18 protein-coding genes and 3 pseudogenes are annotated in these 21,237 nt (G+C 39.7%); 17 read left to right on the plus strand and 4 right to left on the minus strand.

Annotation, left to right across the window (positions count from 1 at the left end; all coding sequences use genetic code 11):
- Positions 1-31 precede the first annotated feature (31 nt).
- From pabB to V7K53_RS21045, 8 genes and pseudogenes are all read left to right on the plus strand, one after another.
- Entirely contained in the window at positions 32-2,197 is a 2,166-nt protein-coding gene (pabB, locus tag V7K53_RS21010; protein ID WP_335199445.1) for an aminodeoxychorismate synthase component I, read from the plus strand.
- 117 nt (positions 2,198-2,314) lie between these two features.
- Positions 2,315-2,911, plus strand: a complete 597-nt coding sequence (locus V7K53_RS21015) for a hypothetical protein (protein ID WP_335199446.1) — start codon at positions 2,315-2,317, stop codon at positions 2,909-2,911.
- A gap of 26 nt (positions 2,912-2,937) precedes the next feature.
- On the plus strand, positions 2,938-3,597 hold the full coding sequence (locus V7K53_RS21020; protein WP_335199447.1) for a cupin domain-containing protein: 660 nt from the start codon (positions 2,938-2,940) through the stop codon (positions 3,595-3,597).
- Positions 3,598-3,688: 91 nt separating this feature from the next.
- Positions 3,689-3,994, plus strand: coding sequence for a chorismate mutase (locus V7K53_RS21025; RefSeq protein WP_335199449.1), 306 nt, complete (start codon positions 3,689-3,691; stop codon positions 3,992-3,994).
- 93 nt (positions 3,995-4,087) lie between these two features.
- Complete coding sequence (locus V7K53_RS21030; RefSeq protein ID WP_335199451.1) at positions 4,088-5,503, plus strand: GNAT family N-acetyltransferase; 1,416 nt, start codon at positions 4,088-4,090, stop codon at positions 5,501-5,503.
- Between the two features lie 94 nt (positions 5,504-5,597).
- The gene (locus tag V7K53_RS21035; RefSeq protein ID WP_335199452.1) at positions 5,598-6,575 is read left to right on the plus strand and encodes a hypothetical protein; all 978 of its coding nucleotides are present in this window, start codon (positions 5,598-5,600) and stop codon (positions 6,573-6,575) included.
- A 241-nt stretch (positions 6,576-6,816) separates the two neighbouring features.
- Positions 6,817-6,975, plus strand: coding sequence for a hypothetical protein (locus tag V7K53_RS21040; protein WP_335199453.1), 159 nt, complete (start codon positions 6,817-6,819; stop codon positions 6,973-6,975).
- Positions 6,957-7,952, plus strand: a pseudogene (locus V7K53_RS21045) (aminotransferase class I/II-fold pyridoxal phosphate-dependent enzyme). The gene V7K53_RS21040 and the pseudogene V7K53_RS21045 overlap by 19 nt, the downstream one beginning before the upstream one ends.
- A gap of 522 nt (positions 7,953-8,474) precedes the next feature.
- Here the strand turns inward: V7K53_RS21045 and V7K53_RS21050 are convergent.
- A complete protein-coding gene (locus V7K53_RS21050) occupies positions 8,475-9,080 on the minus strand; it encodes a class I SAM-dependent methyltransferase (RefSeq protein WP_335199454.1) in 606 nt (201 codons plus the stop codon).
- A 1,378-nt stretch (positions 9,081-10,458) separates the two neighbouring features.
- Here V7K53_RS21050 and rppA point away from each other — a divergent pair.
- The 3 genes from rppA to V7K53_RS21065 all read left to right on the plus strand — a co-directional run bounded on the left by rppA (position 10,459) and on the right by V7K53_RS21065 (position 12,871).
- Positions 10,459-11,193, plus strand: coding sequence for a two-component system response regulator RppA (gene rppA, locus V7K53_RS21055; protein ID WP_335199455.1), 735 nt, complete (start codon positions 10,459-10,461; stop codon positions 11,191-11,193).
- Between the two features lie 45 nt (positions 11,194-11,238).
- Complete coding sequence (gene rppB, locus V7K53_RS21060; RefSeq protein ID WP_335199456.1) at positions 11,239-12,573, plus strand: two-component system sensor histidine kinase RppB; 1,335 nt, start codon at positions 11,239-11,241, stop codon at positions 12,571-12,573.
- A gap of 148 nt (positions 12,574-12,721) precedes the next feature.
- A complete protein-coding gene (locus tag V7K53_RS21065; RefSeq protein ID WP_335199457.1) occupies positions 12,722-12,871 on the plus strand; it encodes a hypothetical protein in 150 nt (49 codons plus the stop codon).
- On the opposite strand, the gene V7K53_RS21070 is transcribed toward V7K53_RS21065, so the two are convergent.
- Positions 12,842-14,119: a GAF domain-containing sensor histidine kinase gene (locus V7K53_RS21070; RefSeq protein ID WP_335199514.1), complete on the minus strand. Its 1,278-nt coding sequence runs from the start codon at positions 14,117-14,119 to the stop codon at positions 12,842-12,844. The genes V7K53_RS21065 and V7K53_RS21070 overlap by 30 nt on opposite strands.
- Positions 14,120-14,541: 422 nt before the next feature.
- Here V7K53_RS21070 and V7K53_RS21075 point away from each other — a divergent pair, with 422 nt between their 5' ends.
- From V7K53_RS21075 to V7K53_RS21095, 5 genes and pseudogenes are all read left to right on the plus strand, one after another.
- A complete protein-coding gene (locus tag V7K53_RS21075; RefSeq protein WP_335199459.1) occupies positions 14,542-15,069 on the plus strand; it encodes a DM13 domain-containing protein in 528 nt (175 codons plus the stop codon).
- Positions 15,070-15,207: 138 nt separating this feature from the next.
- Positions 15,208-15,912, plus strand: coding sequence for an SDR family NAD(P)-dependent oxidoreductase (locus tag V7K53_RS21080; RefSeq protein WP_335199460.1), 705 nt, complete (start codon positions 15,208-15,210; stop codon positions 15,910-15,912).
- A 12-nt stretch (positions 15,913-15,924) separates the two neighbouring features.
- On the plus strand, positions 15,925-16,644 hold the full coding sequence (locus tag V7K53_RS21085) for an NADPH-dependent FMN reductase (protein WP_335199462.1): 720 nt from the start codon (positions 15,925-15,927) through the stop codon (positions 16,642-16,644).
- Positions 16,645-17,124: 480 nt separating this feature from the next.
- Complete coding sequence (locus V7K53_RS21090) at positions 17,125-18,249, plus strand: FAD-binding oxidoreductase (protein ID WP_335199464.1); 1,125 nt, start codon at positions 17,125-17,127, stop codon at positions 18,247-18,249.
- 449 nt (positions 18,250-18,698) lie between these two features.
- A pseudogene (locus V7K53_RS21095) lies at positions 18,699-18,905 on the plus strand (hypothetical protein); the annotation flags it as partial.
- A 191-nt stretch (positions 18,906-19,096) separates the two neighbouring features.
- Here V7K53_RS21095 and msrA read toward each other — a convergent pair.
- Positions 19,097-19,588 (minus strand): peptide-methionine (S)-S-oxide reductase MsrA, encoded by a 492-nt coding sequence (gene msrA, locus V7K53_RS21100; protein ID WP_335199466.1) that lies wholly within the window; start codon positions 19,586-19,588, stop codon positions 19,097-19,099.
- A gap of 447 nt (positions 19,589-20,035) precedes the next feature.
- Positions 20,036-20,197, minus strand: a pseudogene (locus tag V7K53_RS21105) (FAD-dependent oxidoreductase); the annotation flags it as partial.
- A gap of 362 nt (positions 20,198-20,559) precedes the next feature.
- On the opposite strand from V7K53_RS21105, the gene V7K53_RS21110 reads away from it, so the two are divergent.
- Positions 20,560-21,123, plus strand: coding sequence for a retropepsin-like aspartic protease family protein (locus V7K53_RS21110; RefSeq protein ID WP_335199468.1), 564 nt, complete (start codon positions 20,560-20,562; stop codon positions 21,121-21,123).
- The last annotated feature ends 114 nt before the right edge of the window (positions 21,124-21,237 follow it).

The following is a 21,237-nucleotide window of genomic DNA, read 5'->3' on the forward strand; positions in this document are numbered from 1 at the left end:
TTGTTGAAAAGTTAATTGAGAGGATTGCAACGTGAAAACCCTGATTATTGACAATTATGATTCTTATACCTTTAATCTTTACCAATTAATTGCAGAAGTCAATGAAGAGTATCCCACTGTGATTTGCAACGACCAAGTTGTATGGGATGAACTGAAACAGTGGGAATTTGATAACATCGTGATTTCACCAGGTCCTGGTCGTCCAGAAAACCTAAAAGATTTTGGCATCTGTCGTCAAGCGATTCAAAATGCACAAGTGCCACTTCTAGGCGTTTGCCTTGGGCATCAGGGACTTGGTTATGGGTATGGAGGAAAAGTTATTCATGCGCCTGAAGTTCGGCATGGTCGCGAGAGTGAAATTTATCACACTGGGACTGATTTGTTTAAAGGAATTCCTTCTCCTTTCTCTGTTGTGCGCTACCATTCCTTGCTCGTTTCAGATGACCTACCGGACTGTTTGGAAAAAGTAGCGTGGACGGAGGACAACCTTGTGATGGGAATGCGCCATCGATCTTTGCCGCTATGGGGTGTGCAGTTTCATCCAGAGTCAATCTGCACTCAATATGGACAAACCTTGTTCGAGAATTTTAGAGAAATGACTCTAAAATTTGCCCAAGAACGAGGCAAAAATCTGAGTAAGAACTATTGGACAGGAGACAACGGGACTGCTCCAATGCCTTCAAATTATTCTTGCCAAAAACAGCAGCAAAAATTTGAACTTTGCACGCGCCAGTTGAATCTGTGTCCTGATACCGAGCAGATGTTTGTGCATTTGTTTGGAAAATCAGCAAATGCATTCTGGCTAGACAGCAGTCGTGTTGAAGCCGGTCTTTCTCGCTTTTCCTTCATGGGAGATAGCAGTGGGGAAAATAGTCTGCTGATTCGTTATCAGACCATATCCCAAGAACTCACCATCGCAAATTCTAATACCATCACCCGTAGGACAGAGGGGATTTTTGAGTATCTGAAGCGGGAACTGGAACAGCGCCGTTGTGCATCCGATAATTTACCCTTCGATTTTAACTGCGGGTTTGTGGGTTACTTTGGCTATGAATTAAAAGCAGAATTTGGGTCTGCATTAAACCACCCCTCTAGCCTCCCCGATGCCATGTTTCTCTTGGCCGATCGGATGATTGCAATTGACCATGAGGAGCAAACGCTTTATTTGCTGTGCCTAATTCAGCAGGGACAAAAAGCCTCAGCCGAAGGTTGGTTTGAATCGATCAGACAGGAAATTAGCCACCTCCCCCCCCTATCACCTATGGTGCCTGAAAAGAAACAGACACCTGTAATCTTCCGATTAAGTCGGTCAGAAAGGACTTATCTTTATGACATTAAGAAATGTTTACAGGAAATTCACGAAGGAGAAACCTATCAAGTTTGTTTGACAAACCAAATTTATACAGATGCGACTCCCGATCCATTGACATTTTATCGTACATTACGCCAGATAAATCCTGCTCCATACTCTGCATTTTTGCGCTTCGGCGATGTGGCGATCGCCTGTTCATCCCCAGAGCGATTTCTACGCATTGATCGCCAAGGTTGGGTAGAAACAAAGCCCATCAAGGGGACACTGCCACGAGGAAAGACACCCGACGAAGATTTTATCCTGCGTGAACGCTTGCAAAACAGCGAAAAAGATCGGGCGGAAAATCTGATGATTGTGGATTTGCTTCGTAACGATCTAGGACGGGTTTGTGCAGTCGGTACTGTCCATGTTCCCAAATTGATGGATGTGGAAACATACCCAACGGTGCATCAATTGGTAACGACGATTCGCGGTCATTTACGCGCCGATATGAGCGCTATAGACTGCATTCGTAATGCCTTCCCCGGTGGTTCTATGACAGGTGCGCCCAAACTGAGAACGATGGAGATTATTGATCGATTAGAGCAAGAAGCGCGGGGAGTTTACTCAGGAGCGATCGGCTTTTTGGGATTGAATGGTTCAGCTGATTTGAATATTGTCATTCGTACTGCTGTATTGACGACCGAGCAAACCTCAATTGGCGTTGGCGGTGGCATTGTAGCACTATCTGACCCCCAAATGGAATTTCAGGAAACAATGCTGAAAGCGAAAGCATTAATTCACGCTATGTTGATGGCAACTCAAGGAGAATTTGATCCTAACCAATCTTACATCCAGGGAACAGAAGCAGAGGTTGTTGATAGCTCTAAAAAAGTATGGACATAGCTGCATAAATTTCGGAAATTTGATTTCAGCAAGTTCGAAATTACTCTAGTTTGTGGACAAGTTGATAGTCATTTTTACCCAGATAGATTATCTAATTCATCTTTACGGCTGACCGTTATGAACAACCCATTAATTTTTGCAACGTTAGGGCCTGCTGGTACTTGCCATGAGTTGGCAACTGAATCTTACATTGAGTTTCAAGAAGCACCAAATGCGAAAATCGAACTATTCAACGATCTTTTGGAAGCACTAGAATTATTGCATGATGGTAAAGTTGACTTTATCATCCAAAACTCTGCTCATCCTAAAGTTTATGAGTTAACAGAAAAATACTTTCGGGAAGTATTTGTCATTGATAGTTTCTTATGTCCAACTCGTGCTATGGGAGTACTCACTCGTATTGATGCAAAACACCCCCGGAGTCTAGGACTAATGCCTGCGACGCAAGCTTATGTAAATACAGAACGCTGGGATACTTTAATCTATGAGACAGCTAAACCTGTTGTGGGAAAAAACTTGTTGGCAGGTAAATATGATAGCGGTATCGCAGCGTTGCGCTTTGCTGAAGAAAATCCTGATGTATTAGTAGTTGATGAAGTGATTGGCTCTGTGCAAACGGCTTGGCTCGTATATGGTCGCCAGCGAAATAAAAAGCAGGGAGTGATTGGTATCAAAAATCCCAAACTTTTCCAATCAGAACTTTCTCACGCATAAGTAATCACATTAGAACATATTAAAAAATGTCAATATTTTTTCCAGATCCTCAAACTATCAAGCCGCGCTCAGATTTAGAGTTGACACTTTTTCATTGTCAAGAAATAGTCATTCAATTAGCTAATATCTCGCCGGGAGCAATTTTTGAGCCTCATCAACATCCAGAAAGCCAAATGGGTATGCTTTTTTCTGGTTCTGTAGAAATTAATGTCGATGGTAAGAAAGCAATTTTAGAGCCATTTCAGCAGGTGTATATCGCAGGAAGTAATATTCCTCATGGTTCTGTGATTCTTTCTCAAGAAACTGTTCTCGGATTTGAGATGAAGTATCTAATAGGATCTCAATTAGATAAACATATTGATGAACCTATTCTTAGCTTACAGCCTACGATAGATAAAACTACAGGTTTTCCTTGTAAGTTCGGTGCTTGTTCCTGGTTTCAAATAGCGATTTGGGAAATTCCTGCAAATGAGAAATTGCCCAAATGTACAACTAACACAGAGGAAATTGGCATTATTCTCAATGAGCAAATCATGATGAAAGTAAGTGAGGAAGAAAAACTTCTAGAATATGGTAGCATTTACTATGCTCCCGCAGGCGTTTCCCATAGTGGGTATAGCACTTCAGATAAAGCAATTTCTTTAATTAAAGTTTCGCTGCCATCTTATGCCCATTTGGTTGCTTGAAGAGCTTAAGAGGCTGTCTTTAAAGAGATGTAAAGGCGAAAAAATTAGGCGATCGCTTAATTTTATAAGCAGTAACAAGTAATTAGTGAAAATGGTAGTGGAAACCATGAGCGGATTAGAAGGTTTTAGACAAGAAATTGATGCCGTGGATTCTCAGATTGTTGAGGCATTAGCCAAGCGATTTGAAATTTGTAAACGGGTAGCTAACTTTAAGAAGCAACAAGGCATTCCCATGATGCAACCGGATCGAGTGGAAGCAGTGAAACAACGTCGTCGGGAACTGGGGATGCAGCATGGCCTAGATGGAGAATTTATGGTTGCAGTGTACAGCCTCATCATTCAGGAAACCTGCCGTATGGAAGATGAGATTATAGAAGCGCAACCTCAACACCACTAATTTTTCAGCAAAACCCATGAGTATGGTATCTACGTTAATTTAGACCCGCCGATCGTTAAGTATAATTTTTCACAACTAATTGAGGATTGCTATATGGCTTTAGAATTTTGCTCTTGGACTTACCTCAATGGACGCATTGTGCCAACTGAGCTTGCATGTTTGCCAGCAGATAACCATGCTGTCAATTTCGGAACTGCTGCCTTTGAAGCATTTCGGGTTTACTCCACTCCCAATGGCTCAAAGATATTGGGATTAGATTTACATCTCAACCGATTAAGATTGTCAATGTTATCTTTGGGACTATCCCCCATAGAACCCGAAGAAGTTACCAAAGCATTGTGGCAAACCATAAATCAGAACAATTTACAACAGGGATATGTGCGTTTGCTAGTGTATCCAAACGGAAATTGTTTAGCTTTAGATCCTTCTCCATTCCCTTCGGCTGCACTGGTTATGGCTTGGCGCTCCGATAGTTCAGGATTCTTACCACCACTGACTTTAGGGATTAGTCATATCCGTCGTCCCTCAGCCGGTTCTACCCTGTCTAGGGCTAAAATTAGTGGCTTTTATGCTGTCGAAGCAGCTGCCGATCGCAACGCCAAACAACAAGGATTTGACGGTAATCTGATGTTGAATCCAGATGGAACCGTCTGCGAGATGACAGGAGCAAATATTTTTATCGTCAAAGACTCTATTTTGTATACTCCTATTCTTCCTCAGAGTATTGATGGAGTCACAAGGCGGTTGGTGATTGAGTTTGCGAATACGTTGAGTATCCCTGTCAAAGAAGTACCCCTGCCTCTGGGAGACTTAATGGTAGCTGATGAAGTATTTGTGACTGGAACATATCACCAGATCCGTCCTGTGGCGGCGGTGGGTGGACAGGTTCTCAGTAGCCAATTTTCGGGGCCTATCACCCAACTGCTTCAAGAGCGTTTCCAAAAAATGCTTGACAACCCAGAAGATGAAATCGCATCTCGTTGGCTGACAGGTTCGGTTTTAGAAAAATCTACGCCCAAGCCTGTTGCTCAACAAGCATATCAAATTCGTTCTGCTGAGTTAACTGACATTCCCGGCATAATTGCAGGCATCAGTTCTTTGTTAGCAGAAATAAGAGGTATTTCAGAATTTCAACTTCCTGCCGCGGCAGCAGATGTTTGTCAGCGTCTGATTGAAGGAAAATATCCTGGTGCTATTTTTGTGGCCAATCCACAAGGGGACAATCATTCTATCCTCGGTTTGATTACTTTAAGTGTGCAAGAAACGATTCATGTGGCGAGTTCCTATGTACTAATTCAGGAATTATGGGTTCATCCAGATCATCGAAGTCAAAATATCGGTGACAATCTCATTCAAGCTGTTGAATCCTACAGTCGTCAACAAGGAATTTCTCGGATAGAAGTTTGTTTACCAACTCATGAATTCCCTAGCTTTTCTAACACTTACCATTTTTATCAAAAGAGCAACTTTCATGATTTTGGTCCTCGGATGCGGAAGATGCTGGAGTAGGTTATTTACCACAATAAATTAACCCGTGAAGGTTAATTAAAGTAGTCAGGAACGACATGACAACTACAAATATACGTCTGTAGAAGGTGATTGCATGAGTCATTTGTCCCTAGAGGTGAGCTTGCAAAGAGAAATGCAAGGAGCATCTCCAATCATTGTTACTTCTGAGGGGAATACAGCTGGCAGAGAAATTGAAGAACGCAGCCAGTGTATTATGAAAGGTCTAAAGCGACTTCCTCAATCTCATTTTTCAACAGCAGAGGTTAGCGATCGCTATCTTGATAGCATTCTCCACCAAATTCATCATCAGGAGTATCTTGAATTTTTAGCTCATTGGAATCGAGCGCTAGTAGGAGAAGAGCTACTGTTTGAGTATCCTTATGTTGACCAGGGAATTCAGCCAGATACTCCTCTATTTGAGGGAGTCTACGACTTGTCTCGTGAAGGAGTTAGAACTGCAATTGCCGCAGCACAGCAAATTGTCAATGGCGCTTCCTTGTCCTATGCTTTGTGCAGACCTCCCGGACACCATGCTGGTTCTGCTTGGTTAGGAGGATATTGTTTTTTGAATAATGCAGTTGCTGCTGTAGTTACTCTTCTGGAGTCTGGGATCAGACCCGTAGGACTGATCGATATTGACTTTCATTTTGGCAATGGTTCTGCTGCTTTATTAGCATCACGACCAGATGTTTGGTTTGGTTCTATTCACAATTCCACAATCATTAGTTATCCTTACAAAGAAGTTCAACCTGCTAGCGATCGACAAAGTTTTATTTCTTTTTCCCATTCACCTAGTTCAGAAGAATTTTTAACTAAAGTTGATCGGCTAGTTAAAAAGTCATTAGATTTTGGTTGCGCGGCTATGGTTGTTTCTGTTGGCTATGACATTATTATCAACGATCCTCATGGAGGTTGGCATCTGCCACCTTCTATTTTTGAGGAAATTGGTCACATTCTTGCTCAAGCATCTATGCCACTTTGTTTAGTGCAGGAGGGAGGCTATCTGTTAAATGCTTTAGAAGAATGTGCCTATAAATTTGGATCGGGATTGTTAGGGTGGGAGCAGAAGTAAGCGCTAACAAAGAAAATAATACGCTATTGTTCATTACTAAGGGCATTGGAAGACAGATAAGACCTATCTTGTCTTGATAATGTAGGGTTAAAGCACATTAAGTGGTGGTGGAAAATCATTTATAGTACTTATCTGATAGTGAGTTTGCACTCAGAGCAAATGTTTGTTTCCCCACCACTGCATTGTGTTCCTTGAATAAGCTTTGACTACACATTTATCAAAAATTACGTTGTTTAGTACTATGAGATTTCCTAAATTTAAACCTGAAGAATATTTTTCTCACTCAGAGTTTAAAGCTTCTTATCTTATGGGTTCTAGCGATGCTGAAAGTTTTTCTTTACAAGAAATTTTAGCATTGGCTGATGATGAAACAAGGAGTATATGGAAAAATTGCGATTAGGATATACTGAAGTTCAAGGTAGTCCTCTTCTAAGAAATGAGATTGCACACCTCTACCCGGGGTTACAGGCAGATAATATATTGTGCTTTGCAGGTGGAGAAGAAGCGATATTTTGTACCTTTTTGTCACTACTTAACAAAGAAACCCATGCTATAGTTGTTACTCCTTGCTATCAATCCCTCCATACATTAGCTCTATCATTTGCAGGAAGCGTTACAACAATTGCACTTGACGAAGCTCAAGGCTGGAAGCTTGACCTTGATAAAGTCAAAGATGCAATTAGACCAAACACAACACTAATAATTTTCAATTTTCCAAACAATCCTACTGGAGCAATACTTAATGAAGATGAAGTCAAAAATTTGATAGATATTGCATCAAGTCATGATATATACATTTTTTCTGATGAGGCATATCGATTGTTGGGAAGCTCTTCTTTGACCTGGGGTGCTCCTGTTGCTTCTTGATATCCAAAAGCAATTAGTTTAAGTGTTATGAGTAAAGCCTTTGGGATGGCTGGACTTCGCATAGGCTGGATAGGAACACAGAACAACGAACTACTGAAGTCGATTGAGTTTACAAAGCACTATACAAGCATTTGTAATAGTGGGCTTTCAGAAGTGGTTTCTCTGATAGCACTTCGTGCAAAACATATAGTCCTTAAAAGGAATTGTGAAATTATTGATAATAATCTATCCATTATCGATAATTTTTTCAGTGACAATCACACTCGCTTTTCTTGGGTACGTCCTTCTGGTGGATGCGTAGGATTAGTTACCTTTAATATAGCAACACCAATAGACATATTTGCTCAAGAGTTGCTAGACAACACAGGTGTTCTTATTATTCCAGGTTCTATTTTTGATATAGAAGGCAATACATTTCGGATTGGGTTTGGAAGAAAAAATTTCCCTGAAGCCTTAGAAAGATTTGAAACATATGTGAACAGATATGCAAAGGAGAGTAGTTACTCTTGAGGAAATGCAATGAATACACAAATTTCGCTCACATTTCACAATTATTCGTTTGGCATCCGGGAAATGTCTTTCTGGACGGTGGCGAGGTTTTTTTTCGAGCGAAAAGGGTGAGGCTGTAGAGTTACGCTCGATGATGTAGCGGTTTCCAATGCAGTTTTAAACTGGGGGAAACTCAATTTAGAGATTTTACTGCGGGTTGATCAAAAATTTGCTTAACCGTCTTAACTGTCTCAAAAATTTACTTAACTGTCTTAACTGTCCTTGCATCTTCGCCATAATTATAATAGGATATCACCCTCAATAAATGGCGTTGCATATTTGTGGGATGAATTAAAGCAGAAGGGGTACAGTACCGTCATGCAGGTAGTACAGTAATAATTTGATTGATAGTCTCAGCATTTGTTCTGATTTTGAATAACAATGAGGACAGTTCATCCCTTAATTATGCAACGCCTAATTGACTAAGCTATAAATCTTCTAGAGCCTCATTCTCAGTGAAGCTGATAAATTTGTGCAAAAAAATCAATGCTTTTCTAGGATGCAAAAGAGTGCTTTGGGAAGGGGATCGAGTATTCCATGATAGACCGTTTGTTTAGCCAAACGCAGATTAAATCGTTCTTTGAATATCTGCTGAATCTTCTCTAGGCTAAAGCGGTAAGGGCCTTGTTCTCTTGTTTCTTCTTGAGAGAAGCATTTCAGTAACAGGTAGCACTTAGGCTTTAATAAGCTTGCGACTGTTTGCACGTAAGTACCATAGCTTTGGGGTGGCAGAACATGGAAGCATCCTCTGTCGAGAATCAAATCGAAAGATTGTTCCAAACGACTGTTGAGAATATCATCTTGCTGAAACGAAATTTCTAATCCCTTTTGGTTTGCTTTTGCTGCCGCCTGACGAATGGCCGCCTCTGACAAATCTGTTGCTATCATCTGAAATCCTCGTTCGGCTAGGGCGAGCGCTTGAGTTCCCGGTCCTGTTCCCAAATCCAGCACTGAACCATTGCTCAGTTCAAGGGTAAGGAGCGCTTCTTCGATATCTGGATCTAAGCTAGGGTTGAACCAAGGCATGGTTTCAACGGCTTGTTCTTGATAGAGCGTTTCCCAGTTCGGAAATTCTCGTTCGGTCATCATTAGTTACCCTTTGATTGCAGAGTTGATGCGGCGGTATCCTTTGAACAGTAGTAAGGTTAACTGAAGTCAGATGGCGATAAAAATTACATCGCTAATCGCCGATTTCCATAGGAGCCATTAATTTTTAGATTAGAGTTTATTATTTATTAATAGTAGTGTACAAACTATTGCACCAAGCATATAAACCATAGATGTGTCAGCATCTTTTAAGAATAGAAGATAAAACATAGACAACACTACAAAAATAAGTACTGTTATTTTCAACATAAAACCTAACAATTTCAATTATAACTACAAAAAAAAATACATCAAAATATATCTTACGATTTTTGAAATTGTTGCTTGCAGAAAATAGTTCAATTTCTAATAACATTTAAGACTTTAGCGTGGAGAAATTATTGAATCGCTATTCTTAATATATTTCTCAAGTGGTTATTTACCTGATTGTAATTATGACAGTTTTTTTTGTGGTAGTAACTAATCTAGACAAAAGTACTGATACCAAGTACTTTTGTCTCTCTAAGTTAAATCTTGCTCATAAATATGCCGTCTGTAGCATTATTTCTTTGATGAATGGCACGTTACACGCATATTTTTGCATCTGACAAGAACAATAAGAAACATCTCCAAGTTCTAAATAGTGCCGAAAGTAACACCTGTTTTTTTAAGCCACTGACGGTATGCAATAGAATAGCGATCGCTGAGTAAATGTATTTATGCTTGCAAAACCATTATCGGGGTAAGTACACAGTCAGTACTCATATACTGGAGTTTAGATTAGTTCCCGGTGCGAAACTTCAAACCTTTACGACAATTGATGTACATCAAATATAAGCGCACCAACCCAAAACTTCAGCCGAAAATATTTAGTTCAAATATACTAAATATGTTTCCAAGGCAATCAAGGATGTGATGCCTGCTAGGGCGTAGCAGGCATCGCCTACGGTGGGCGGAACGCCATGCCGGAGACTGCGGTGTTTGAACGACTCTTAATCCTAACATTGATTGAGCTTTGAGGGTGTGTGCCCCACCCGCCTTTATGTTTATACTTGCATTAATCGCTACGAATTCATTTTACGGAAACTGCGCGAGCGATCGCTAATCAAAGCAAATAACCAATTCATACTCACCAGCACAAAACCTACACCTACGGTTCCCCAAAATTACGTTGAGCCACAGAGATATGCATCCGTAAAACCAATATCTTAGAAAGAAACAGATAATCAAAACTCTCTTAAGCAATGGCAAAGGCGGAGTCGGCGTGCCTCCTACTATTGAAAGAAAAAGTGTCTCTAGCTCAAGAAATAGAAAAATTTCATAACAATTTCACTTTTTCGTGAAAGCGTATTTAAAGAAGGCTTTTAGCACTGTGTTGACTATGCGGCTTATATTAGTTGAGGATGAGGCAGATTTAGGTGCAGCAATCAAACAAGTCCTGAGCCATGAGGCGTATATAGTTGACTGGTTTCTAGATGGTACTCAGGCATGGCAATATTTAGAAACTGGTTGGACTGAGTACACACTTGCGATTTTTGATTGGATGCTGCCTGGAGTTTCGGGGATAGAGTTGTGTAAATGGTTGCGATCGCGCCAGTTAATTCTACCTGTATTAATGCTAACGGCTAAAGACCGGATGGAAGAAAAGATTATTGGTTTAGATAGCGGTGCAGATGATTATTTAGTTAAACCCTTTGATATGGCAGAACTGCTGGCAAGATTGCGGGCATTGCAACGGCGATCCTCTTACGTAGGAGCAACCCTTACACCTCAAGTCCAACCCCGCCGTTTACAAGTAGGTTGCCTGACGCTCAATTACAGCACTCATCAACTTATTCGTCAGTATAGTCACGTCCAAAAGCAAGTATTCTCTTTAACTGTCAAGGAATTTCAATTGTTGGAATATTTCATGAGACATCCTAACCAAATTGTCAGCCGCGACCAAATTATTAATCAGCTTTGGGAAATTGGTACAGAACCAGTTAGTAATATTGTAGCAGCACAAATTCGCTTATTGAGACGCAAATTAGGAGAAGAAGAGAACGAATCTTTAATTGAAACTGTTTATGGTGTGGGCTATCGTCTCAATATTCCGGCTGCGGAAATAGGCAGTTGATTTCTACTAACTCAACAGTGAAACTTTCAGCAAGATTATAGAAATATGAAACGCAATCCCATCTTTCACCAGACTCGGTTGCGCCTAGCAGCTTGGTATACCCTCGTCATGGGCGGTATTTTAGGGCTATCTAGTCTAGGCGTTTATAGTGTGGTTGCCCATGCCTACTATGAAACCATAGACCAGGGATTGCAATCAGTCGCAAATGCACTCCATAAAAGTATTGAACCGGCTTGGCAGCAACCCGGACAATTACAACGCCTTGCTAAAGAATTTTCTTTAGAATTATGTGTGGGTCAGACAAATTGTTTGCCTAAAAGAACATCTATTAAAAAATCAATCAAAGAGGCAACGAATCCAGTTAATTACTATATCCGCTTATTGGATCGCTCAGGAAAACTTTTTGCTAGTGGAGGCATGAAATTTGACAATTTTCCGATTACCTCAAAATTACAGTATTGGCAAATATTAACAGATTCCTCTGGCACTCTATACCGCGAAATCACTTTACCTTTGTATACTCAAAAGCAGGTTTCGGGTTATCTACAAGTGGCGCGTAGTATCACTGATTTAGAACAACATCTTACTTATCTAAGATTAGCTTTGGTGTTGGGATTGCCAATTTCCATGATTTTCGTTGGTTTGTCTAGTTGGTGGTTGGCAGGAAGGGCAATGCAACCTGTATATCTTTCCTACCGACAAATGCAACAATTTACTGCTGATGCTGCCCATGAGTTTCGCACACCTTTAGCAGCAATGTACTCTACTATTGAAGCTGCTATTAAGTTACAGCAAGAACCAAAATCCAATGGTAGAATTTTAGATGTACTCAAACGCCAAAATCGGCGACTATCACAACTAGTTGGAGATTTATTGCTATTAACTAGGATAGACCAAAAAGAACTAACAGGAAAATATCAGTATTGCTGTTTAAATGATTTAATTAGCGATTTAATTGAGGAATTAGCATTTTTGGCAGTAGAAACTAAAGTAAATCTCTCTAAACAGGTGCAAGTCTCAGAAAAACTGTATGTGATGGGAAATGAAGAACAGCTTTATCGCTTAATTTCCAACTTAATTGCCAATGCAATTCAAGCTACATCTAGCGGTGGAAAAGTCACGGTTTTTTTAGAAAAAATTGAGCTTTACGCCATGATTAAAGTTGAAGATACAGGAATTGGTATTGCTGTTGAACATCAACAGCGAATTTTTGATCGTTTCTACCGAGTAGATCGCGATCGCTCTCGTACCTCTGGCGGTTCGGGTTTGGGATTAGCGATCGCAATCGCGATCGCCAGAACGCATAAAGGCAATATTCACGTTCAAAGTCAACCTGGGCTAGGTAGTATATTTACAGTTCGACTTCCTCTTTCATCGTGATTTCTGGAAATAAATATTGCTATTTAGTACATTATTTATCTTGATAACGATATTCTATACTAAGTAAGTTGGTAGGAATAAACCAAATTATATTACGAAATTATAAATATCTTTAAAACCCTTACCAATGACTAATGACAAAGGACTAATGACTAATGACAGTCATCGCCAGTTAGCTTTAATTACACCAACTTACTTAAATTTTAAAGACTTTGAGGGAACTGTAGAAAATATTGAGACACGCTCCAGCGTCAAAAATACCATCCGTTTAAAGGCTCCCAAGAACAACCACAGGTAATTGAACGCTGACTTTAGTACCTGTAACGGTGTCAGACTCAATAGATAATTCTCCACCATGAGCATTGACGATACGTTTGCTAATGGCAAGCCCTAACCCAGTACCGCTTGGTTTTGTGGAAAAGAACGGCTGCGTTAGCTTTGACAAAACCTCTGAAGGAATTGGTTCACCACCATTGCAGACATTAATGCAGATTTTATCAGGAGACGAACTATCCACTTCCCATTTAATCGCATCTCCGGCTGAGACTGCCTCACAAGCATTGCGGACAATATTAATAAACACTTGTTTTAGCTTATCTTTATCTCCTAAGATTTTGACTGTAGGTAACGCTGGAATAAATTCGATTTGCCGTGAGAGCGCTTCTGGCATCTCGCACATTGGCATCAGTAATTCGCAAATAAATTCATTCACATCCAATTCACACAGTTGCAATACCTGGGGTTTGGCATAAAGCAAAATTTCACTCAGCAGATTTTCTAGCCGACTAGCCTCACTAAGTGCCAGCGATAATCGCTCTTGAGCAGCTTCAGTCAGAACAGTTTTCTTAAAATACTTCAATCCCATAATCATTGTTGTTAGTGGATTGCGAATTTCATGCACAATCATTGCCGCGAATTCACCAATAGCTGCCAGCCGTTCTTGTTCTAAAAGCTTGGCTTGGGCTGCTTGTAGTTCTGCGGTACGTTTTTCTACCTCAGTCTCCAGGATATGATTAAATTGGCACTGCTGCTGGTAAAGATGGTAATGGTCGATGGCAGTAGCAGCACGTTCAGCGAACAATTTTACAATTTGGATTTCTTCTTTGGTAAATTCCCTCGCTTGCCGATGAAAAGAGCAAACAGTACCGAAGACTTGACCTTCAGTAGTTTGCAAAGGTATCCCTAAATATGCTCGATAACCTGGCGCAGGTTTACCATATTCTGGATTAGCAACAGCATCCTCAACAGCTAATGTGCGCCCAATTTGCATAACTGTAGCAATCAATCTACCATGCAGTGCATAAACACGAGGTGTATCTTCGGACATTTCCAGACTACTCGCTAGAATAGTTTCAAATCCCTCTTGGCAAAAGGTAACAACCGTCCAATCAACTGCAATCAGTTCGCTGACTCCACAGGCAATGTTGTGTAAATAGCTACCTATCTCACCAGTGCGATAGTTCAAAGAGGACAAACGTGCTATTATCTGCCGTTCGCGCTGCCAAGGCTGTTGCAACAACATTTCTTCATCATCGGCTTTGCTCATGGATGCTTGTTGCATGGTTTAGCAAAATAAGTTAAAAAATCAAATATTAAATATTGGATTTTCCAGGTGTTAACTCTGGATATCCTAATAATTTTGATGGGGAAATCTTACTAGATAAATGTGCTATTTATGCAGAAAAAGTATGAATTTTTACTGAAATAAATGTAAATTTATACAACAAATAGCAAGCGAAAATCAGGCTCTTGAAAACTTAGCGTATCTTTTTTTACATTTAATCACCCGTAACTTAAAAATTTAAATTTTGCTGAGAAATCTGTAAGAAGTTTCTAAGGGAAATATCAGTTTTTTAGATATCAATCTTTATCTATTCATAATTCTTAGATAAATTATTTAAGCAATAATCAGTTTAAAGTTCAAGCTAACAGCTATATTGCTGATTGAAGCATTAAGGAATTGAAATCATGAAATTAAGACATTTATTAATACTGGGCTTGTCTTCTGTTGTCATGGTTGGCTGCGTCCCCGAAGTCTCAAAGAACCGGACTAATGAAAATCCTATAGCTGTGAATGCCTCTGTTCCCGTGTCTTCAACTCAGGCAAAACCGTTAGGCGAGTCAGCACAATCTCCAAATTCAACTGCTATGAAGTCAGGCACATTTGTTTCTGGAGAACAAAAAACTCAAGGGAAAGTTAGTATTACCACTAAAGACGGCAAATCATTTTTAGAGCTTGATGATTCATTTAAAACTTCTGAATCAGGTCCAGATTTAGTAATAATTTTGCATCGTTCAGATAACGTGATTAATTCAACTAAGCCACCATCGTATTCTTTAAAAAGCGAAGATTATTTTATCATAGCTCCCCTAAAAAAATATAGTGGCGCTCAAACATATTCTATTCCTCAAAATATCAATTTAGCATACTACAAATCCATCGCTATCTGGTGTTGCAAGTTTAATGCTACTTTTGGCGCTGCTAGTTTGAGTTAGTAAATATTAACCAACAACTTAAAAATCAATTACCGGGAGAAAGTTTATGAAACTAGAAGGAAAAGTTGCCCTAGTAACTGGGAGCAGTCAAGGAATTGGACAGGGAATTGTTCTCGGTCAGCTCAAGCAGGGGCAAATGTGGTAATTAACTATCGTTCTCACCCAGAAGGAGCAGAGGATACTTTAGCAAAGGTGGAAGCGATTGGTGGTAATTGTCATATAGCTCAGTGTCCAAAATCGTATGGTTATACAGTTCAAGCAGATTTGGGTAGTGTCGATGAAGTACGCCAACTGATTGCAGAAAGTATTAACCATTTCGGCAAGCTAGATATTTTGGTAAATAATGCTGGCATTGAAAAACACGCACCATTTTGGGATGTCACAGAAGAAGATTACGACGCTGTAATGAATGTCAATTTAAAAGGTGTTTTCTTTGCCACTCAAGCCTTTGTACAACACCTGATTGAAACTAAACGAACTGGAAAAATTATTAATATTAGTTCGGTGCATGAAGAACTGCCATTTCCCAATTTCACAGCTTACTGTGCTAGCAAAGGTGGAATGAAAATGCTCGCTCGTAACTTAGCTGTTGAGTTGGGTGCTTTGGGGATCGCGATTAATAATGTTGCGCCAGGAGCAATAGAAACTCCGATTAATACTAAGCTGTTGAATGACCCAGAAAAGTTGGGTGCGCTATTAAAAAATATTCCGCTTGGTCGCTTGGGTCAACCGCAAGATGTTGCTTCTTTAGTGGCGTTTCTGGCTTCTGATGATGCCGACTACATTACAGGTAGCACTTTCTTTGTGGATGGTGGACTACTTTGGAATTATCAAGAACAGTAGGGAGAAAAAACTATGTCAGATTCATCCTTATTTATTCCAGTTATCCTTGGTACTTCTCGTCAAGGTCGCCAGAGTGAACACGTTGCTAAATTTATCTTTGAGCAGGTTGCAGCGCGCGATCGCTTAGAAACCGAACTGATCGATATTAGAAATATAGCGATCGCTAATGATGATGCAGGTGAACCACTCAAAGACCCTGAATTTTCTGCAACTATGGAACGGGCAGATGGATTAATTATCGTTGTACCAGAGTATAACCACGGTTATCCGGGTTTGCTCAAACACATACTTGACACCTGCCTTAAAGAATACATTCATAAAGCCGTTGGATTGTGTGGCGTTTCCGCAGGCCCCTTTGGTGGTACAAGGGTAATCCAAAACCTTTTACCTGTGATGCGGGAGTTGGGGCTAATGACTATTTTCTATGACCTCAACTTTAGCAACGTTCAAAAATTATTTGATGAGTCGGGTAATTTGATTGACAAACCAACCTACATTCGCCGCATGGAAAAGTTTATGGACGAATTAATTTGGATGTCAACTGTCCTGAAATATGGGCGACAAGAAATCAGCTTGGAGAAAAAAGATAATATCCAAGTTAACACCTATGCTAGTAAACCCTGCCCGGAAATAGCTGCTCGGATGGGTGCAGATGCAATGGATACCGTCCTACAAGTAAGTCGTAATGCCCAGACTGGTGAAGTGAAAGCTACCCCAATACTGCTCGGTTAGCATTTTTAAGTCGGAATTGGGTTTTGGGAAAAGGTTAAAGGGTAAAGGTTAAAGGTTTTTTCTTTCCCCTTTCCCCTGCCCCTTATCCCCAGAGGGGACCCCACCTTCCCCTTTTCCCCTTAACCGACAAGTATTGAAAGCTACCCCAGTTACTTAAGTTCCAATTGTGCTTGCTTCTAGAACACTGATTCAGTAATAAAAAACGAGACTGAGACATCCAATTTTTACGCCTTATTTCATTAATTCATAGCGAATTAACTTTGGCAAAACTCTGCGTACCTACCCTGCGGGAAGGCGTTCGCGTAGCGTCTCGTAGAGAAAGAAGCGCCTATGCGTTTACCTCTGTGTTCCTCTGCGTTTAAAAAAGTTACTAACTTATGCAAAGCTGTACTTAGAGCGGGTCTTGAAATTATTCCTCCACCTACTGCATCTTTGCAGATATAGTCCAACATCACTAAAAGTATTAGACAGGAAACAACGATGCTAGAAAGTCTGGTAAGAATTAAGAATCCATTAGTCAGAAGTATAGCCGCAGCAGCTACAGTTGCTTCAGTAATCACCTTATCTGCTGCTGTTGTAATTGGTGTAACCAATGCCAAAGCTAAATCTGCCTATCAATTTGGTGTCTATTCCTCACTGTTTGGAATAGCTAGTGGTGCAGTATTTGGCTTAGTTTATACAAGCAAAGCAAGTGGAAATCAATCTACCCCAGACCTCAAAGCATCAGATAGTTATGTTTGGCAAGATTGGCGAAATTTTGTTGTTGTTCGTAAGGTGAAGGAGAGCGAAGAAATTACTTCTTTCTATTTACAACCTGAAGATAAAGGCGAAATTCTCAACTTTAAACCGGGTCAATTTTTAACTATCAAACTTGATATACCTGGACAGGATAAGCCTGTAATTCGTACTTACTCGCTTTCAGATTATCCTAAAAACTGTGAATACTATCGCCTCTCAATTAAGCGGGAACCTGCACCGAACGGATTAGATGTTATGCCCGGTATAGCATCTAATTTTATGCACGATCGCATTCAAGAAGGTTCAGTAATTCCAGCGAAACCACCAAACGGTAAATTTGTTTTAGATGTGCAGAAATCTATCCCCGCAGTGTTGATTAGCAATGGGGTGGGAATTACGCCAATGATTAGTATAGCGAAAGCTTGTACTCTTCTCAATCCTACTCGTCCTATTTGGTTTGTACATGGTGCTAGAGATGGTAAATTCCATGCTTTTCGAGATGAAGTGAGGGAAATTTCTCGACAAAATCATAATCTGAATGTGTATTTTCGCTATAGTCGTCCTACACCCGAAGATAGAGGTAAATACCACAGTGTTGGTTATGTTGATGCTGCTCTGATTCAAGAGTTAGTAAGAGAAGAAGCTGAGTATTTTTTGTGTGGTTCTCCATCTTTTATGCAGTCCATAATGCAAGGATTGAAGGAATCGGGAGTACCTGATAGTAGAGTATTCTTTGAATCTTTTGGTAAACCGATGAAAAGTGTGTCTGAGAAACAAACTGCGATCGCAACTGGAGATGAGACATTTGCAGAAATTGTCTTTGCAAAATCTGGCAAAACTTATACTTTTACTCTTGAAGTGTCCTAATTCTTTCAAGGCATCATAAAAGTGTTTAATATTTACCAAATCTGGTTTTCTAATTTCTCTTTGCGATTTACCTAATCCAACCCAAGCAGTAAAAGTTGAAAAATAGGCATAACCTCCACATAACAATTTCAAGTCAAAGACATAAATACCATCTTCGAGCGCTTGAACCATATTATCAATTTCTGGATTATTAAAAACTTGATCCATTACACATCACCTATTCTTCTACAAGTTTAAATAATATTCTTGGTCAGATAGTTCTCAAAATAGTAAGCAGTATAATAACTAATTACAGTACAACTTTAGCTCAATGCCAACGCTCCTTAATCAGTAATTGCAGCACTTGCGCTTGTCGTTCTTACAACATCATCAACAATCTCTTTTTTGAGCTAATGCTATCTTAATTGTAAATATATGATTTAGCGTTTGAGACGCGCTAACCCTGGATACAGAAGTTTCAAAATGATCCGCACTGGCAAAATTTAATTTTATTCCATGAGTATTTTCATGGTGATAACGGAGCCGGAATTGGCGCTAGTCATCAAACTGGATGGACAGGATTAGTTGCTCAACTTATTCAGCAATTTGGTGAATATGAAACACAACATCAGGAACCAAAAATTGAGCAGGATAAAAAGGCGATCGCTATAGCATAAATCCGCTCAAATCACTGCTTTCATAACACTAGAGCACGATACGGTTCATACCATCAGAATTATATAGTGCATTATCCGAGCGATCCCTATGTGGTGATGAATGACTTGCCGAAACTGGCTAAACTTCAAGCAAAATTCCCTGATATGTATAGCAAGTAAGGGGATTAGCAGCCCCTCAATCCAGTGAAAGATTAGCCTATCTTGTAAGACGCTCCTCCATGCTTCTCCAGATATTGCTGATGATACTCTTCCGCTCTATAGAATTGCGATGCAGGTACAATTTCTGTCACAATTGGATTTTTGTGATAACGAGAACTAGTTTCAAGCTGCTCCTTAGACGTTCTTGCTAATAATTCCTGCTCTGGAGTGTGGAAAAATATGACTGACCGATATTGATAACTAACATCTTGCCCCTGGGAGTTTGATGTTGTGGGATTGTGCTTATTCCAAAACACATTTAGCAGTTCATCATAAGATACTATTGCCGGATCGTATTCCACTTCCACTGCCTCAGCGTGTCCAGTTTTACCTCTACAGACATCTTCATAGGTTGGATTCTCAAAGTGTCCGCCACTGTAACCAACATCTGTAGAAGTTACTCCCTTTACTTGACGAAATGCTGCTTCAACTCCCCAGAAACAGCCTGCTCCAAATGTCGCTTTTTGTAGATTAGGGTTTTGCATATCTTTGACAACTCTTTTGTGATAATTTTAAATGAAACTCATCAAATCAGACACATACTTGAAAAGGAAATATTTTCTAAATACTGCCTGATTTATTTTAATTATTAGAATTACAGATTATCCTGATACAAGTATGAGATAAAGCTGAATATTATCTAAGATTGAAAAAATAGTGAAATCTAAAATTAATATACTACTACCGCAGGACAGAATTAAAAATTAAAAATGATACTGGCAGACTCGCTAACAAAATTAAAAATGAATGCAGCGTAAGCGTTTCATGGTTACTCAGCTTGTCGTAAAGCCTGCGGCATAGCTACGCTTAGGGCGCAGCCTCTCCAAGAGTTGTATTGATTTGGAATGGGTGGTTTATTTACGCTGTGCTGTAATAGCTATCGCTAACAATAGGAATATTTCGTAGAATACTCACTATTTCAATTGGGTCTAACCGCTTACTAGTTCGTACAATAAAGGCTTGAAACTGAAGCGATCGCGCTGTTCAATTAAAATAATCGGATGGGAATAATTTTGCTGGCTTAAGTGTAAAGCTGTAAATAGTCCAGCAAAGCCACCACCCAGGATGACTGTGAGATGAGACGCCTGCTGTATAAGTGTCTAAGTTGCTGCTTTGTGAACTGCTATCAGTATCTCGGCAGGTAGCAACTTGGGTTATTAGTATGTCAGATTGAATCTGCTCTAAGTAGTTTCATCATGTCTTTACCTAATCTTTAATTTATCAATCAGTAATTCTATGTAAGATGTATTGAGTAAGATGCAATTTCATATTTTTGAGATACATATATAAAAAAATAGCTAATTTAAAACTAAAAAATTCGTTATAAATGTCTATTTTAAATGGATATAATTTGAATTTTTATATTAAAAACTTGTTCTTTTAACACCATGTTTTACAGCCACCATGATGAGTTTAGATATTAAGAGTATTCAAAAAAAATGGAGTGCAGTATAACATGAAGAATGCTTGGAGGCGTTGGATTACAACCGTTAATCTAGCTGCAATTGTACTAATGCCAACGCTGATATTTTTAGCATTCTCTCATCGGGCAACAGCAGACGATCCAGGAGCGTGTTACATGATAACTTCCTCTGGTAAAACCGTTGGATTGGGAAGAATTTGTGGCAATATTATAGCCGCACCTTCAGACAATAAAGTTTTTCGAGTCTCAATCAAACGCCGTTTTGGTGGAACTCCTGTGATTGATGTCACTTTCAACGACAAAAAAACCTTTGAAATGATTGTAGATACAGGTGCTAGTGGAACCATTATCACTCAAGATATGGCGAATACACTTAACCTCCAGGCTACAGGTACAATGCAAGCCCAAATTGCTGATGGTAGTGAAGTAAAATTCTCAACCAGTAAGGTAAAATCTATTGCAGTAGGTGGAGTTACAGCCAATAATCTTCAAGTAGCGATCGCACCAAAAGCAAGCATCGGGCTACTAGGTCACGATTTCTTTGGCAACTATGATATTAAAATTCTGGAAACAGAAGTTGAATTTCATCACCGCTAATGCTTGCAGCTTCTAACTTCTTGAGGTTTTTATATTGAAATATCAAAAGGAATCTGAGCCAAGGTACTCAGCACTCCTGAAGCAGTATAGAGCGTTATAGAATAGAAAGAAACC

The sequence above is a fragment of the Nostoc sp. genome (genome assembly GCF_036917355.1).
Lineage (GTDB): Bacteria > Cyanobacteriota > Cyanobacteriia > Cyanobacteriales > Nostocaceae > Nostoc.

Coding starts and splice junctions, on each gene's coding strand:
- V7K53_RS21015 (WP_335199446.1), top strand. CDS start 2,315: ATGAACAACCCATTAATTTTTGCAACGTTAGGGCCTGCTGGTACTTGC.
- V7K53_RS21020 (WP_335199447.1), top strand. CDS start 2,938: ATGTCAATATTTTTTCCAGATCCTCAAACTATCAAGCCGCGCTCAGAT.
- V7K53_RS21025 (WP_335199449.1), top strand. CDS start 3,689: ATGGTAGTGGAAACCATGAGCGGATTAGAAGGTTTTAGACAAGAAATT.
- V7K53_RS21030 (WP_335199451.1), top strand. CDS start 4,088: ATGGCTTTAGAATTTTGCTCTTGGACTTACCTCAATGGACGCATTGTG.
- V7K53_RS21035 (WP_335199452.1), top strand. CDS start 5,598: ATGAGTCATTTGTCCCTAGAGGTGAGCTTGCAAAGAGAAATGCAAGGA.
- V7K53_RS21040 (WP_335199453.1), top strand. CDS start 6,817: ATGAGATTTCCTAAATTTAAACCTGAAGAATATTTTTCTCACTCAGAG.
- V7K53_RS21050 (WP_335199454.1), bottom strand. CDS start 9,080: ATGATGACCGAACGAGAATTTCCGAACTGGGAAACGCTCTATCAAGAA.
- rppA (WP_335199455.1), top strand. CDS start 10,459: ATGCGGCTTATATTAGTTGAGGATGAGGCAGATTTAGGTGCAGCAATC.
- rppB (WP_335199456.1), top strand. CDS start 11,239: ATGAAACGCAATCCCATCTTTCACCAGACTCGGTTGCGCCTAGCAGCT.
- V7K53_RS21065 (WP_335199457.1), top strand. CDS start 12,722: ATGACTAATGACAGTCATCGCCAGTTAGCTTTAATTACACCAACTTAC.
- V7K53_RS21070 (WP_335199514.1), bottom strand. CDS start 14,119: ATGAGCAAAGCCGATGATGAAGAAATGTTGTTGCAACAGCCTTGGCAG.
- V7K53_RS21075 (WP_335199459.1), top strand. CDS start 14,542: ATGAAATTAAGACATTTATTAATACTGGGCTTGTCTTCTGTTGTCATG.
- V7K53_RS21085 (WP_335199462.1), top strand. CDS start 15,925: ATGTCAGATTCATCCTTATTTATTCCAGTTATCCTTGGTACTTCTCGT.
- V7K53_RS21090 (WP_335199464.1), top strand. CDS start 17,125: ATGCTAGAAAGTCTGGTAAGAATTAAGAATCCATTAGTCAGAAGTATA.
- msrA (WP_335199466.1), bottom strand. CDS start 19,588: ATGCAAAACCCTAATCTACAAAAAGCGACATTTGGAGCAGGCTGTTTC.
- V7K53_RS21110 (WP_335199468.1), top strand. CDS start 20,560: ATGAAGAATGCTTGGAGGCGTTGGATTACAACCGTTAATCTAGCTGCA.